Genomic DNA, 13,019 nt, shown 5'->3' on the forward strand with positions numbered 1-13,019 from the left:
CATTGGTATCTGCATGCCCGTGCAGGATATCTTTGTCTGACGGTAGAAGTGCTTTACGTTAACGTCAATATGGCTCCCGGACTTCTGCCTGGAGCGCCGGATCGCAAGCAGAGGAACAAAGACACATGGGATTATGGACGGGAACGCCCACGCTGGATGACGTGGAAAGGAGCTGCCGGGATACGCTGGTCAGCCATCTGGGGATCGAGTTCACCGAGCTGGGCGAGGAGACGCTGAGTGCCCGGATGCCGGTGGATTCGCGAACGCATCAGCCGATGGGGCTGTTGCATGGCGGCGCCTCGGTGGTCCTGGCGGAGACCCTGGGCAGTATCGCCGCCAACATGTGTCTGAAGGAGCCCGGCAAGCAGGCGGTGGGGCTCGAGATCAACGCCAATCACCTGCGCGCGATGCGCTCGGGCTGGGTCCACGGGACGGCACGGCCCTGGCACATCGGTGCCAGTACCCAGGTCTGGGAGATCCGCATCGAGGACGAGCGTGGCCGCCTGGTGTGCATTTCGCGGCTGACCATGGCCGTGGTCAACGCCAGGGACTGACAGGCCGCAAGACGCCCCGGCATCGGGCCGGGGCGCCATGTCACCAACGGGTGCCGAAACCTATACCGAGTCGCGCATCGCCCGGTCGTGCTGGGGCAGGATCAGGTTGAGCACGATGGCGATCAGCGCGCCGGGGATCAGTCCGGAATCGACGATCGCCGTCAGGTTGTCCGGCAGTCCCGCGTAGAGGCCTTCCTGAGCGGGCAGGCCCAGCGCGGTGGCCAGGGACATGGCCATGATCAGCATGTTGCGCTTGTTGAACTCGATACCGCTGAGCATCTTGATGCCGGCACTGGCGATCATGCCGAACATGATCACCACGGCGCCGCCGAGGACCGAGTTGGGAATGCCCGAGATGATCGCGCCCAGCTTGGGCAGCAGTCCGGCGATGACCAGGAAGCCGCCGCCGATGGCGACCACGAAGCGACTGATCACGCCCGTCAGGGCGACGATGCCCACGTTCTGGCTGAAGCTGATCTGCGGATAGGCGTTGAAGATCGCCGCGAAGACGCTCGCCAGACCGTCGGCCATGACGCCGCCGGAAAGCTCCTTGGGGGTGGGCTCGCGGTTGGCGCCGCCGACCGTGGTACCGACGATGTCGCCGATCGACTCGGCACAGGTGACGATCGCCAGCAGCACCACCGGCAGGATGGCGGCGAGGTGGAACTCCACGCCGATCGCGAAGGGCACCGGCAACGAGAACCAGGCGGCGGACTGCAGGCTGGAGAAGTCCACGTAACCGAACAGCAGAGCGACCACGAAGCCGGTGACCAGCCCCACCAGGGGGGACATCTCCGACCAGATGCCTCGACCGAACTGGTGCAGGCCGATGGTCACGACCAGTACCAGCGCGGCCAGCAGCCAGTGGTGCAGGGCGCCGAAGTCCTCAGCACCGAAGCCGCCGCCGATGTAGGCGAAACCGACCGGCATCAGGAGGGTGCCGATCATGATCACGAAGGTGCCGGTGACCACCGGCGGGAACAGGAAACGCACATAGGGCAGGAACAGCCCGACCAGCGCCATCGCGACGCCGCCGCACAGCGCCGCGCCAAGCGCCGTGGGCACGCCCATGCCCACGGCGATGGGAATCAGCACCGGCACGAAACCGAAGCTGGTGCCCATGACGATCGGCAGTCGCGCGCCGATGGGTCCCAGCCCCAGCGACTGGATCAGGGTGGCGATCCCGGCGACGAACATCGCCGCCTGGATCATCAGCGTGGTCTGCGCCTCGGACAGGCCGGCGGCGCCGGCGATGATGATCGGCACGGTGACGTTACTGACGAACATCGCCAGCACGTGCTGGATGCCCAGCGGTATCGCGCGCCGGAGCGGGGGCATGGCGTTGACGTCGTGGGTACTGCGCACGCGCGGGGGCGTCTCTTGAACCGGCTCGGAAGCGGTGGTCATCGAGTCTTTCTCCGGGTTGTTGTTGTGGCAGGGGTAGCAACGCGCTGCCGCCTGGCAGCGTGGAATTACAGCGCCTCGCGCAGGCGGCGAGCCGCCTGGCTGTGGCGGGCCAGCAGCTCGCTCAGGTCGACGTCGCAGGGCTCGCCGTCGGTGACCCGCCAGCGACCGGCGACCATGACCCGGTCGGCCCGGTGCGCGCCGCACAGCAGCAGCGCCGCCAGCGGATTCTCGGCGCCCGAGAAGCGCGCCTCGTCGAGCCGGAACAGCGCCAGGTCGGCCTGCTGGCCGGCCGCCAGCCCGCCGATGTCGTCGCGCCCCAGGCAGCGTGCCGAGCCTTGAGTCGCCCAGCGGATCACCGTCTCGTGGGTGATCTCGCCCGGGGCGTAGCGCAGCCGCCCGAGGAGCAGCGCCTGGCGCATCTCCTCGGCGAGGTTGGAGTGATCGTTGGAGGCGGAGCCGTCCACGGCCAGGCCCACCGGCGCGCCGGCCGCCTCGAGTTCCAGCGTGCGGCACAGTCCCGAACCGAGCACCATGTTCGACGACGGGCAGTGGGCGATGCCGGTGCCCGCCCGGCCGAGCCGGACGATCTCGTCGTCGTCGAAGTGGATGCCGTGGGCCAGCCAGGTACGATCGCTCAGCCAGCCGCAGGCTTCCAGGTAGTCGAGCGGGCGCAGGCCGAACTGTTGCTGGCAGAACGCGGTTTCGTCGGCGGTCTCGGCGAGATGGGTGTGCAGGCGTACGTCGTTGCTCTCGGCCAGGCGCGCCGTCTCGTGCATCAGCTCGCGGCTCACCGAGAAGGGCGAGCAGGGCGCCAGGGCGATGCGCGTCATCGCCCCGTCGTCGGGCTCGTGATAACGGTCGATCAGACGCTGACTGTCGTCGAGGATGGTGCGCTCGTCCTGGACTACCGATTGCGGCGGCAGGCCGCCGGCATCGCGTCCCAGACTCATCGAGCCGCGGGTCAGCGCGGCGCGCACACCGAGACGCCGGGCGGTCTCGACCTGGACGTCGATGGCGTGGGTCAGTGCGCCGGAGAACACGTAGTGGTGATCGGCCACCGTGGTGCAGCCGGACATCAGCAGCTCGACCATCGCCAGCTCGCTGGCCAGCGCCAGTTGCGGTTCGTCGAGGTTGGCCCAGACATCGTAGAGGGTGGTCAGCCAGGGAAAGAGCGGCTTGTTGAGCGCCGGCGAGTAGGCGCGGGTGAGCGTCTGATAGACGTGGTGATGGGTATTGACCAGCCCGGGCAGCAGCACATGGTTGCCGGCGTCGAAAACGTCGTCGACGCGGGATTGCGGCCGGGCGCCATCCGCCACGGCTTCGATGATTCGCTTGCTTTGTATCACCACGCCGCCGGCCGCGGCCGGATCACTGCAGGCGAGGGGCTGACGAATCCAGAGAGTGCGCTGTGTCTCGGTCATTGAAGTCTCCTCAGCAATGGACGCAACACCCCCATCACGTTCGAGGGTTACCCACCTCAAGGTGGTTCAGGTGCCTGTCCGATGCCGGAGATGTATTGTGTACTGTTGTTGTATACCAAAATCGTCGATCGTGACTTCAGTTGTCAAGGCGGGATCTTGTCGCCATCTGGCGACTTATGCCGTGTGCCGTTTTTCGCTAGGGTGGCAGCGAGGAGAAAAACCGACCAGAAAAAGGAGAATAGCCATGTTGCCGATACGAGCCCTGATGACCCTGATGATGAGTACCATGGTACTGGCCGGCTGCAGTTACACACCCGCTCGCATCGACCCTGAGCCGGTCGTCGAGATTGGCGATGGCCACCACGACCATGATCACGGTCGCGGCGATGGGGACTTCTGTCCGCCGGGCCAGGCCAAGAAAGGCAATTGCTGACACCGGCTCAGCCATCCGCCGGGGCGCGAATGCTTTCCTTCATCGGCGGTGCCTGGTCTGCCAACAAAGACGCCACGGCAGTTTCCGTGGCGTGATTTCAAGGCTCCCTGGGCGGTCATCCCTGCCGCACGGCCTTGCGGCCGTTCCCTGAGCGCTTCCTGCGCTCTCGCTTCCGTGACGCGCTGAACGGCAGTGTCCGTTGCCTGATGCAGCGATGTGGCGTGGTGGTGTTTTACCCACTCACTCTGGCGCGTTCACATGTCAATGTGATGACGAGGTCGTGGCAAACCAATCCTTCATCACACCGGTTATCCGGCGCATCTCGTCGTGCGTGGTGACGTAGGCCGGCATGGTGTAGAGCCAGCGACCGAAGGGGCGTAACCAGACCCCGCGCGAGCGGGCGAACGCCTGAGCACCGTCGAGGTCCGCGGCATCGTGCACCTCGATGACGGCGGTGGCGCCCAGCACCCTGACGTCGGCGACACGTGAATTGCCAATCAGGTCGCCGTCTTCCTGCAACTCCTCACGGAGAATCGTGTTCAGGCCGGCGATCTTGTCGAGGTAGGCCTCTTCCTCGAAGACGGCCAGGCTCTCCAGCGCCACGCGACAGGCCAGTGGGTTGCCCATGAAGGTCGGGCCATGCATGAAGGCCCGGCCCGGATCGTCGCTGAGGAAGGCCGCGAAGACGGAAGACGTCGCCAGCGTCGCGGCATGGCCGAGATAGCCGCCGGTCAGCCCCTTGGAAAGCACCATGATGTCCGGCGTGACGCCGGCGTGCTCGGCGGCGAACAGCTTGCCGGTGCGGCCGAAGCCGGTAGCGACCTCGTCGAAGATCAGCAGGATATCGAATTCATCGCATAGCTCGCGAGCCGCCTTGACGTATGCCGGTGAGGTCATGTTCAGGCCGCCTGCCGCCTGCAGCATGGGTTCCATCAGCAGGGCGGCGGTCTCCGTGTGGCATCGTTCGAGCGTTGCCCGAAGGGCGGCGATGTCGGTGTCGATGGCCTCGCGGGTGGCGTGGTAGCCGGCTCGGGGGGCTGGCGCGAAATGATGCCGGGGCAGAAATCCGGCAAACAGCGCATGCATGCCTTCCTCGGGGTCGCAGACTGCCATGCAGCCGGTGGTATCGCCGTGGTAGGCACCCATGAGTGACAGCATGCGGTGTTTCTCCGGCTGTCCGCGTTGTACCTGATACTGCACGGCCATCTTCATGGCGACCTCCATGCCCACCGAGCCGCTGTCGGAAAAGAACACGTGGTTCAATCCCGCCGGGGTGATGCGTACCAGGGTGTCGGCCAGCCGTTGAGCCGGCTCGTGGCTCAGGCCGCCGAGCATGACATGGCACAGGGTGTCGGCCTGGTCCTTGATGGCTTTCACCAGCCTGGGGTGCCCGTAACCATGGATCATGCACCACCAGGAGCAGGTCGCATCGATGAGGGTTTCGCCGCCCTGCAGATGAAAGCGGGCGCCTTCGCCACCGACGACGGTGGGTGCCGTAGGACTGGTGAGCATCTGCGCGTAGGGGTGCCACAATGATGAGGGGGGAAGGGATTGGTTCATTAGTCAACCTTGTATCTTTTAATTGGTTGACAATGCTAGCGACGGGGGCCAGTAGTGTCCATGGCCCGCTGCCGGACTCGTGCCGTTCTACCGCCCCCTTCACGATCGCGACGCATTGCTTTCCCCTGCAGCCCTTTTCACCGGGAGTCGGCAAGCCGCTATTCGCGTTGTTCCGGGATGCCCGCGAGTGGCAGATTTAACCGTCGGCTCGAAAGCCGCCGGTCACGTATTGACGGACGGCGATTACTTAAAGGAAATTAGCCGAAAAGTGAAAAAGAGCCACGCCGATAACTCGCACTTGGCATAAAAGCGTTATCGGTTGATAATGGAGGGGCATCTCGTTAATCCCATCCGAAGAAAGAAGGCAACATCCCAATGTCGCTACTCAGTGAGTACATGAAGAAAGAACAGCTGCTCAAGCAACTCAGTGAAGAGTTGAAGCAGCTCGAAGGCGATCAGCGGCTCAAGAACGAACTGGACTTCAAGGAGCGCCTGGAAGCGCTCATGAGCGAGTTCGACAAGAGCCCGCGAGACGTCATCGACATGCTCGATCCGAAACCGCAGCAGAGCACGGCTGCCAGCCAGGCCAAGACGACGTCCAGCGGCCGGCGCAAGCGTAAACTGAAGATCTACAAGAATCCGCACACCGGGGAAGTCGTCGAAACCCGGGGTGGCAACCAGAAGACGCTCAAGGCGTGGAAGGACGAGCACGGCGCCGATACCGTCGAATCCTGGCTGGTGCGCACCGAAGATTGAGATCGCCTGCGATGACGCGCCTTGCCGTCGGCTAATCCGGTCGGGTGCGGTCATCCCGATACTCCGTGCAATCGGCGAGGAATCGCCCGAGACCTCGTCGATTGTTTGCAATTCCAGCATCTTGGGGTAGGATGGCATCCCCGCACTGTCCCATGGCCTCTTCCGTGGGTCCATGATTCGCTGTTAATTGACCAGTGTGCTGTTCGTTAATCTCCTCGGACATCGTTCGTGTGTGCGATGTATCGAGAATGATAAGGCACGGTTGTCTTGAGACTATGAAAAACTACGGCCCGAGAAGGAATTCGCAGCTCAGCGAGCGCGAGAAGCTGCGTCAGTTCAATGAACTCGACGACGCCTTTGCCAAGGCCCTGCGAGACCTGGACGCGTCCAGCGAGGCATCTTCGCGTAACGCAAGGCGCGATTTCGAAAAGCAGTTGCGCGATCTCATGAAAGACTTCCAGCAAAGCGACGATAGCGTTCGTGATCTGCTGAGTATCATGCTGGAATATGAAGCGAGCTGATCCATCCGAACGGCATTCTTCCGCACTCTTTCCGTGCAGCCGCCATTCGCAACATCCTGTTCCAGGCATCCCTCGCCCTGCCATGCGTCCCCGTTGATGCCGCCCGGTAGGGCCGCTAGGGCGGGGTAGTGGCAAGAAGGCGGTCGCGTATCACGCCTTTTCATGGTTTTGCCGCTGCCGGGGAGCGCTACGATGGACGCCTCCTGAATCCCCAACGAGATTCGTTCCGAATGAATGTATCCACTCTGATCGGCATCGTCGCAAGCGTGCTGCTGCTTGGGTGTGTGGTGTTGTTGAGCGCCGATTCGGCGACCGGCTTCGTCAACCTGCCCGGGCTCCTGATCGTTCTGGCCGGAACGCTGGCGGCCACTTTCATCAGCTATCCGCTGCGGGAGGTGGTTCGCGTGGTACGGCTGGTCGGTGTGGTCTTCCGGCGCGAGGACAGCTACATCGAGGAGGACATCCGCGAGCTCGTGGCGATGGCCCGCCTCTGGTTCAAGGGCGACATCCGCGCCGTCGAGAAGCTGCTGAAACAGGCCCGGAATCCCTTCCTGCGTACCGGGGTCCAGCTGGTCATCGATAACACCCGCGAAGAGGAAGTCCTCGATCTGTTGCACTGGCGGATCGCCCGTCTCAAGGCCAGAGAGCTTGCCGAAGCCCAGATCTTTCGCACCATGGCAGCCTACGCTCCGGCTTTCGGGATGATCGGTACCCTGGTCGGGCTGGTCAACATGCTCCAGGTCATGCAGCTCGGTGAAATCGCCACCGTCGGCCCCAAGATGGCCGTCGCCCTGCTGTCGACCTTTTACGGGATTCTGCTGGCCAACCTGGTCTGCAAGCCGATCGCCGTCAAACTCGAGCGCCGTACCGAACAGCGGCTGATCGCCATGAACATGGTGCTCGAAGGCGTCTCGCTGATCGCCAAGCGGCGGTTGCCGTCGTTCGTCGAGGAAACGCTCAACTCCTTCGTGGCCACGCCGCATGACGAGATGCGCGACCCGCCGCCAAGGCGGCTCAAGCGCAAGGACGGCGCCGTCAATGCTTGAACATCCCCGGCGCCGGAATGACCGCCACCATCGATTGCTGGCGGTCCACCCGCATGAGCGCGACGGCGATGGCTGGATGATCAGCTACATGGATATCATGACCCTGCTGGTCGCCCTGTTCGTGCTGCTTCTCACCGTCAGCGGCGGGGCCGGGGGTATCGTCGGTGCCGTGCGCGGGGCGCTCGAGGCGAATCAGGCCAACGCGGCCCCGGTGATCGATAGCGCGGCGGTGGCGGCGGCGCGTCGGGTTTCTGCCGGCGCGGCACCGAGCGCGGGCGGTCCGCGTACCATGCCCCGCGGCACGGGCATCCGCATCACGGCGTTGCAGGCTCCACCGCGAATCAACCCTGTGGCGCTGGCCAGCGCTCAGTTGATCGCGGGGCGAGGGATGATGGCCCCCGCGCGGTCCGACGCGCGTGACGTGGCGATTTCGGCGCCGGCGCTCGCCGCCGCCCGGCAGGTCGGGGCGCACCAGGCGCTGATCAGCGAGCCCGCCAGGCTGGCGGCACTCGCCGTGGCTCGGGCGATGCCGCAGCAGAGCCCGCTGCCGGTGATCGACGGCGTCGAAGTGTCTCGCGTTAAGGGTGGCATCAACCTGCGCATTCAGGACCATCTGCTGTTTGGTTCCGGCGATGCCGATCTGACCGATCCCGGACGCGATGTCGTGCAGGGGCTGGTGTCGCTGCTCGAACAGTACGAGGGAGAAATCTCCGTCGAAGGACATACCGACAGCGTGCCGATCGACACGCCGCGGTTCCCGTCCAACTGGGAGTTGTCGAGCGCCCGGGCGACGGCCATTCTGCGTTATCTGGTCAAGGCCGGGGTCGATCCGTCGCGACTGCGAGCCGTGGGGTACGCCGACACGCGTCCCTTGCAGAGCAACGCGACGAACCAGGGGCGCGCGGCAAACCGCCGTGTCGAGATCCTCATTCATGCCCCTGCCTCGTGAATGAGGTATCATCCGCCGGAATGAGATTCGCCAGCCCCCGTATCCGCGGGGGCCAACTCGTAAAGCTTGGCAGGGCCATGTCGAACAATCGAAACACTCGCACCAATACCTGGAAGACGCGCTCGCGCAATGCCGCGAGCGCCTATACCGACAAGCAGATCGAACAATATCTGTTCTTGCTGATCTACTCCGGTCGCCATTCCAATGCCGAGAGCCTGTTTGCGGAGCTGCGGAAGATGTTGCCGGGTGTGGACCCGACACAGATGAATCGCGTCGCGCACCAGTTCGCGGCCGAATTGAGGAATGCCGGCCTGACGTGACGTCTGTCGCAAACACGCGGGCTCGCCATGAGGTGGCCCCGCGTGTTTCCGGCGCCCTGCGGACCTCGCCTGCGCCCGCGGCGGGGGGCCTTGTTTCGTCCCCGACCGTGGATCGCGTTACCAAACGACATCAAAAGTAATCCTCGATATCTTTTTGTTACGATAATACCGGTATTCTTTCTGCAACACTTTGAAATAACCTTTGTGGGAGATGTTTCAATCGACTGATCGAGAGTCGATCCCATCGGAAAAGACCGTCGGCTGCCGGGACTCGGTTTCATGGCATGCCCTGTGGCCTCCAAGACGGCGTGACCACCGATAGAAGACAATAATTCGCGGGGGAGCACATGGGCCAGAAGTCGCGAGTCGCCGTTCTCAGCCTTGTGTGGCTGATCGCGTTGGCGTCTGCGCCGTACACGACGCTGATGCTGCTGGAGTTCGATCCCCGGAATCAACCGCAGACCCTGATTGCCCAGCTTCACCTCGTGCCCATCGGCATGGTCGTGCTCAATGCCATGCTGTTCTTCATGGCCTTCGCGATGACCCGGCTCTGTGACGAGATCGCTAAACTCGAGCGTCACCGGGAGCATGACGATCACGAACCGCCGACCCAGGGTATCGATGAAAGCGGCAATACGCGTAACGCCGTGCTCAAGATCCTGCGGCTGGGCAAGAACAGCCCCTTGCGCGGGCGTATCACCGAACGCGCCCTGATTTGCTCGATCAATGACGTGGCCCCCAGGACCGCGGCCGAGGCCAATCAGGCCCTGGTCGATGGTATCAACGAGGTGGAGTGGCTCGATGCCCGTGGGGCGTTGCACAAGACCCGCTTTTCCACGCACCAGTCGGATCTGCTGGCCCAGTTCGAGCAGGTCGCGTCACCGCGCGATACATCTGCTGCCGCCACGGGAGACCGGGGCATGAGTGCCTGACGGCCGAGGCGGATCGCGTTACCCTTTCTCGAGGTTACTGACTTGAGCGGATGGCAATGCCGGCGTTGATCTTTTTTACATCCCTGTTGGCCTTGATGAGCGTGGTCTCGGTGTCGCTGGTGCGTCGCTGGTCACGAGGCACGCCGAGGAAGGCCTCTCGGACCGGGCAACGCAAGCCCCGGGGAGCGGCGACGAACCGCCGCTCCGCCGGCGATGGCAAGCAGCGCCGTGGGGCGGCGGGCGCGTCATCGGCAAAGAAGGGCAAGCAAGCGGCCGGGGGTGCGGGCCGCAAGGCGCCCAGGCCGCGTCGCGAGTGGCGCTGGCCACGCTTGCCGGTACCGCCGGCCCTGGCGTCCTGTCTGCCGCTGGGACTGCTGTTGACGCTGGTAGCCGGTGCCGGGCAACTGGCGCTGTACGGGCTGCGTCGCGCGCCCGATATCCCCCTCGATGACCCGCGCCTGGCCTCGCTCGACAATGCGCTGGCGGCGATCAGTCTGGGCGCCGTGGTCTTGTTGATCATGGGGCTGGCCGGGTGGCTCGCCGCACGGCGTGCTGCTTGAAGGGATCGCCCGCGAGAAGGGCGCGCGTCCGAGAAGGTGCATGGTATAGTGGCGCATTTTTCGCGGTTCGGTAGTGTCATGAACATTTTGATCACCGGCATGGCCGGCTTCATCGGCCATGCGGTCGCCAAACGCCTGGCCGGCGATGGACACACCATCGTCGGTATCGACAACCTCAACGACTACTACGATGTCGGCCTCAAGCAGGCGCGGCTCGACGATCTGGCGCACTTTGCCAATGTGCGCTTCGAGCGGCTCGACCTGGCGGATGATGCCGGCATGCAGGCGCTGTTCGACACCGAGCGCTTCGATCGAGTGATTCATCTGGCGGCCCAGGCCGGGGTGCGCTATTCGATCGACAACCCGCGTGTCTATGCCCAGTCCAACCTGGTGGGGCACCTCAACGTGCTCGAAGGCTGTCGTCATCAGCAGGTTCCGCACCTGATCTATGCCTCGTCGAGCTCGGTCTACGGCATGAATGCCAAGGTTCCGTTCGAGACCCGCGACAATGTCGATCATCCCATCAGCCTCTATGCGGCGACCAAGAAGTCCAACGAGTTGATGTCGCACACCTATGCGCACCTCTACGGCATCCCCACCACGGGGCTGCGCTTCTTCACCGTCTATGGCCCCTGGGGGCGCCCGGACATGGCCTTGTTCAAGTTCACCCGGGCGATTCTCGAGGGCCGCCCGTTGTCGGTCTACAACCATGGCGAGATGTCGCGGGACTTCACCTACATCGACGATATCGTCGAGGGCATCGTGCGCATCCAGGATGTGATCCCCAGCGCGCATCGCGAATGGACCAGTGAAGCGACGGTCCCGGATGTCGCGCGTGCGCCCTTCACGCTGTACAACATCGGCCATGGCAGCCCGGTTTCGCTGATGGATTTCATCCGCGCCATCGCCTCGGCCACCGGGCGCACGGCGCGCTGCGACTTTCAGGACATGCAGCCGGGCGACGTGCCCCAGACCTGGGCCGATACCGAGGCGCTGTTCGCGGTAACCGGCTATCGGCCGCGGGTCGGCGTCGACGAGGGGGTTGCCCGATTCGTCGACTGGTATCGCGACTTCTATCAGGTCTGACCGTCACCCGGTGCGGCGACGGCTTGTCGGCGCCAACACAATCGACAGGAAAGCTTTGCCATGAAAATCACCATCTTCGGCACCGGCTACGTGGGCCTGGTCACCGGAACCTGCCTGGCCGATGTCGGCCACGACGTGCTGTGCATGGATGTCGACACGGCCAAGATCGCCCGTCTCGAGGCCGGCGAGATCCCCATCTACGAGCCGGGCCTGGAGGCCATGGTGCGTAGCAACGTCGCCGAAGGACGGCTGCGTTTCACGTCCGACGTCGCCGACGCGGTGGCCTTCGGCACCTTGCAGTTCATCGCCGTGGGCACGCCCCCGGACGAGGACGGGAGCGCCGATCTTCAGTACGTGCTGGCGGTGGCGCGCAGCATCGGCGAGCACATGCACGACGACAAGGTGATCGTCGACAAGTCCACCGTGCCGGTGGGGACCGCCGAGCGTGTCGAGGCCGAGGTGCGTCGGGCCCTCGACGCGCGCGGCAGTCGGTTGACCTTCGATGTCTGCTCCAACCCGGAGTTCCTCAAGGAAGGTGCGGCGATCGAGGATTTCACCCACGGTGCGCGGATCATCGTCGGCACCGACTCGTCGCGGGTCGAGACATTGATGCGCGAATGCTACGCGCCCTATAACCGCCATCACGAGAAGCTGATGGTCATGGACGTGAAGAGCGCCGAACTGACCAAGTACGCGGCCAATGCCATGCTGGCCACCAAGATCAGCTTCATGAACGAGATCGCCAATCTCGCCGAGCGGCTGGGCGCGGACATCGAGCAGGTGCGACGCGGGATCGGCTCGGATCCACGGATCGGCTATCACTTCATCTATCCCGGCTGCGGCTATGGCGGGTCCTGCTTTCCCAAGGATGTCCAGGCCCTGGCACGCACCGCCGGCGATATCGGCTATCGGGCCGAGCTGCTCGAGGCGGTGGAAGCGGTCAACCAGCGCCAGAAGGCCACGCTGTTCGGCAAGCTGGCCCAGGCCTTCGATGGCGACCTGACCGGCAAGACCGTCGCGGTCTGGGGCCTGGCCTTCAAGCCCAATACCGACGACATGCGCGAGGCGCCCAGCCGCACGCTGATGGAAGCCCTGTGGGCCGCCGGTGCCCGTGTCCGGGCCTTCGACCCCGAGGCCATGGAGGAGTGCCGGCGGCTGTACGGTGAGCGTGACGAGCTGGACCTCGTCGACAGCCGTGAACAGGCCGTGGCCGGAGCCGATGCGCTGGTGATCTGCACCGAATGGAAGGCCTTTCGCAGCGTCGACTTCGCCTGGCTCAGGCGGACGCTGGCGGTGCCCGTCGTCGTCGACGGCCGCAATCTCTACGACCCGCAGGCGGCCCGCGAGGCGGGACTGCTCTACTACGCCGTGGGGCGCGGGGCCTCTCTGGCCAGGCACTGAAGCCGCCCTGTATCGACAAGGCCCCGGCTCGATGAACGAACCTCCCGACGATCGGGGGCCATTCATGAGCCGG

The 13,019-nt window shown here is 64.4% G+C and carries 14 protein-coding genes; 11 read left to right on the forward strand and 3 right to left on the reverse strand.

Annotation, left to right across the window (positions count from 1 at the left end; translation table 11 throughout):
• Nucleotides 1–125 precede the first annotated feature (125 nt).
• A complete protein-coding gene (locus KGR00_RS08640; protein WP_129141603.1) occupies nucleotides 126–554 on the forward strand; it encodes a hotdog fold thioesterase in 429 nt (142 codons plus the stop codon).
• A 60-nt stretch (nucleotides 555–614) separates the two neighbouring features.
• Here the strand turns inward: KGR00_RS08640 and KGR00_RS08645 are convergent, their stop codons facing one another.
• Together KGR00_RS08645 and KGR00_RS08650 are read right to left on the reverse strand one after the other, a co-directional pair.
• Entirely contained in the window at nucleotides 615–1,961 is a 1,347-nt protein-coding gene (locus KGR00_RS08645) for a nucleobase:cation symporter-2 family protein (RefSeq protein WP_224417118.1), read from the reverse strand.
• 65 nt (nucleotides 1,962–2,026) lie between these two features.
• Nucleotides 2,027–3,382: an 8-oxoguanine deaminase gene (locus KGR00_RS08650; protein WP_224417117.1), complete on the reverse strand. Its 1,356-nt coding sequence runs from the start codon at nucleotides 3,380–3,382 to the stop codon at nucleotides 2,027–2,029.
• 244 nt (nucleotides 3,383–3,626) lie between these two features.
• Between KGR00_RS08650 and KGR00_RS08655 the strand changes: the two genes are divergently transcribed.
• Nucleotides 3,627–3,815 (forward strand): hypothetical protein, encoded by a 189-nt coding sequence (locus tag KGR00_RS08655; protein WP_203234898.1) that lies wholly within the window; start codon nucleotides 3,627–3,629, stop codon nucleotides 3,813–3,815.
• A gap of 261 nt (nucleotides 3,816–4,076) precedes the next feature.
• Here KGR00_RS08655 and bioA read toward each other — a convergent pair whose 3' ends face one another.
• Nucleotides 4,077–5,375 carry an adenosylmethionine--8-amino-7-oxononanoate transaminase gene (gene bioA, locus KGR00_RS08660; RefSeq protein ID WP_224417116.1) on the reverse strand — a complete coding sequence of 433 codons (1,299 nt, stop codon included), beginning with the start codon at nucleotides 5,373–5,375 and terminating at the stop codon, nucleotides 4,077–4,079.
• Nucleotides 5,376–5,750: 375 nt separating this feature from the next.
• Between bioA and KGR00_RS08665 the strand changes: the two genes are divergently transcribed.
• The 9 genes from KGR00_RS08665 (at nucleotide 5,751) to KGR00_RS08705 (ending at nucleotide 12,946) form a co-directional block, all read left to right on the forward strand.
• Nucleotides 5,751–6,131 (forward strand): histone-like nucleoid-structuring protein, MvaT/MvaU family, encoded by a 381-nt coding sequence (locus KGR00_RS08665; RefSeq protein WP_224417115.1) that lies wholly within the window; start codon nucleotides 5,751–5,753, stop codon nucleotides 6,129–6,131.
• Between the two features lie 275 nt (nucleotides 6,132–6,406).
• Nucleotides 6,407–6,652, forward strand: coding sequence for a hypothetical protein (locus KGR00_RS08670; protein ID WP_129141598.1), 246 nt, complete (start codon nucleotides 6,407–6,409; stop codon nucleotides 6,650–6,652).
• 230 nt (nucleotides 6,653–6,882) lie between these two features.
• Nucleotides 6,883–7,698 carry a MotA/TolQ/ExbB proton channel family protein gene (locus KGR00_RS08675; protein WP_224417114.1) on the forward strand — a complete coding sequence of 272 codons (816 nt, stop codon included), beginning with the start codon at nucleotides 6,883–6,885 and terminating at the stop codon, nucleotides 7,696–7,698.
• Nucleotides 7,691–8,647 (forward strand): OmpA family protein, encoded by a 957-nt coding sequence (locus KGR00_RS08680; protein WP_224417113.1) that lies wholly within the window; start codon nucleotides 7,691–7,693, stop codon nucleotides 8,645–8,647. Before KGR00_RS08675 ends, KGR00_RS08680 begins: the two co-directional genes overlap by 8 nt.
• Before the next feature lie 77 nt (nucleotides 8,648–8,724).
• The gene (locus tag KGR00_RS08685) at nucleotides 8,725–8,967 is read left to right on the forward strand and encodes a hypothetical protein (protein WP_129141595.1); all 243 of its coding nucleotides are present in this window, start codon (nucleotides 8,725–8,727) and stop codon (nucleotides 8,965–8,967) included.
• 347 nt (nucleotides 8,968–9,314) lie between these two features.
• Nucleotides 9,315–9,899, forward strand: coding sequence for a hypothetical protein (locus KGR00_RS08690; RefSeq protein ID WP_129141594.1), 585 nt, complete (start codon nucleotides 9,315–9,317; stop codon nucleotides 9,897–9,899).
• Between the two features lie 56 nt (nucleotides 9,900–9,955).
• The gene (locus tag KGR00_RS08695) at nucleotides 9,956–10,459 is read left to right on the forward strand and encodes a hypothetical protein (protein ID WP_224417112.1); all 504 of its coding nucleotides are present in this window, start codon (nucleotides 9,956–9,958) and stop codon (nucleotides 10,457–10,459) included.
• A gap of 78 nt (nucleotides 10,460–10,537) precedes the next feature.
• Complete coding sequence (locus KGR00_RS08700; RefSeq protein ID WP_224417111.1) at nucleotides 10,538–11,545, forward strand: NAD-dependent epimerase; 1,008 nt, start codon at nucleotides 10,538–10,540, stop codon at nucleotides 11,543–11,545.
• A gap of 60 nt (nucleotides 11,546–11,605) precedes the next feature.
• A complete protein-coding gene (locus KGR00_RS08705; protein ID WP_129141591.1) occupies nucleotides 11,606–12,946 on the forward strand; it encodes a UDP-glucose/GDP-mannose dehydrogenase family protein in 1,341 nt (446 codons plus the stop codon).
• The last annotated feature ends 73 nt before the right edge of the window (nucleotides 12,947–13,019 follow it).

The sequence above is a fragment of the Modicisalibacter sp. MOD 31.J genome (assembly GCF_020147985.1).
Classification (GTDB): domain Bacteria; phylum Pseudomonadota; class Gammaproteobacteria; order Pseudomonadales; family Halomonadaceae; genus Modicisalibacter; species Modicisalibacter coralii.

Bases quoted from the DNA above. Each gene is read 5' to 3' on its own strand.
- KGR00_RS08680 (WP_224417113.1), top strand. From the start codon at position 7,691: ATGCTTGAACATCCCCGGCGCCGGAATGACCGCCACCATCGATTGCTG.
- KGR00_RS08650 (WP_224417117.1), bottom strand. From the start codon at position 3,382: ATGACCGAGACACAGCGCACTCTCTGGATTCGTCAGCCCCTCGCCTGC.
- KGR00_RS08705 (WP_129141591.1), top strand. From the start codon at position 11,606: ATGAAAATCACCATCTTCGGCACCGGCTACGTGGGCCTGGTCACCGGA.
- KGR00_RS08665 (WP_224417115.1), top strand. From the start codon at position 5,751: ATGTCGCTACTCAGTGAGTACATGAAGAAAGAACAGCTGCTCAAGCAA.
- bioA (WP_224417116.1), bottom strand. From the start codon at position 5,375: ATGAACCAATCCCTTCCCCCCTCATCATTGTGGCACCCCTACGCGCAG.
- KGR00_RS08640 (WP_129141603.1), top strand. From the start codon at position 126: ATGGGATTATGGACGGGAACGCCCACGCTGGATGACGTGGAAAGGAGC.
- KGR00_RS08655 (WP_203234898.1), top strand. From the start codon at position 3,627: ATGTTGCCGATACGAGCCCTGATGACCCTGATGATGAGTACCATGGTA.
- KGR00_RS08700 (WP_224417111.1), top strand. From the start codon at position 10,538: ATGAACATTTTGATCACCGGCATGGCCGGCTTCATCGGCCATGCGGTC.
- KGR00_RS08645 (WP_224417118.1), bottom strand. From the start codon at position 1,961: ATGACCACCGCTTCCGAGCCGGTTCAAGAGACGCCCCCGCGCGTGCGC.
- KGR00_RS08675 (WP_224417114.1), top strand. From the start codon at position 6,883: ATGAATGTATCCACTCTGATCGGCATCGTCGCAAGCGTGCTGCTGCTT.
- KGR00_RS08695 (WP_224417112.1), top strand. From the start codon at position 9,956: ATGCCGGCGTTGATCTTTTTTACATCCCTGTTGGCCTTGATGAGCGTG.
- KGR00_RS08670 (WP_129141598.1), top strand. From the start codon at position 6,407: ATGAAAAACTACGGCCCGAGAAGGAATTCGCAGCTCAGCGAGCGCGAG.
- KGR00_RS08685 (WP_129141595.1), top strand. From the start codon at position 8,725: ATGTCGAACAATCGAAACACTCGCACCAATACCTGGAAGACGCGCTCG.
- KGR00_RS08690 (WP_129141594.1), top strand. From the start codon at position 9,315: ATGGGCCAGAAGTCGCGAGTCGCCGTTCTCAGCCTTGTGTGGCTGATC.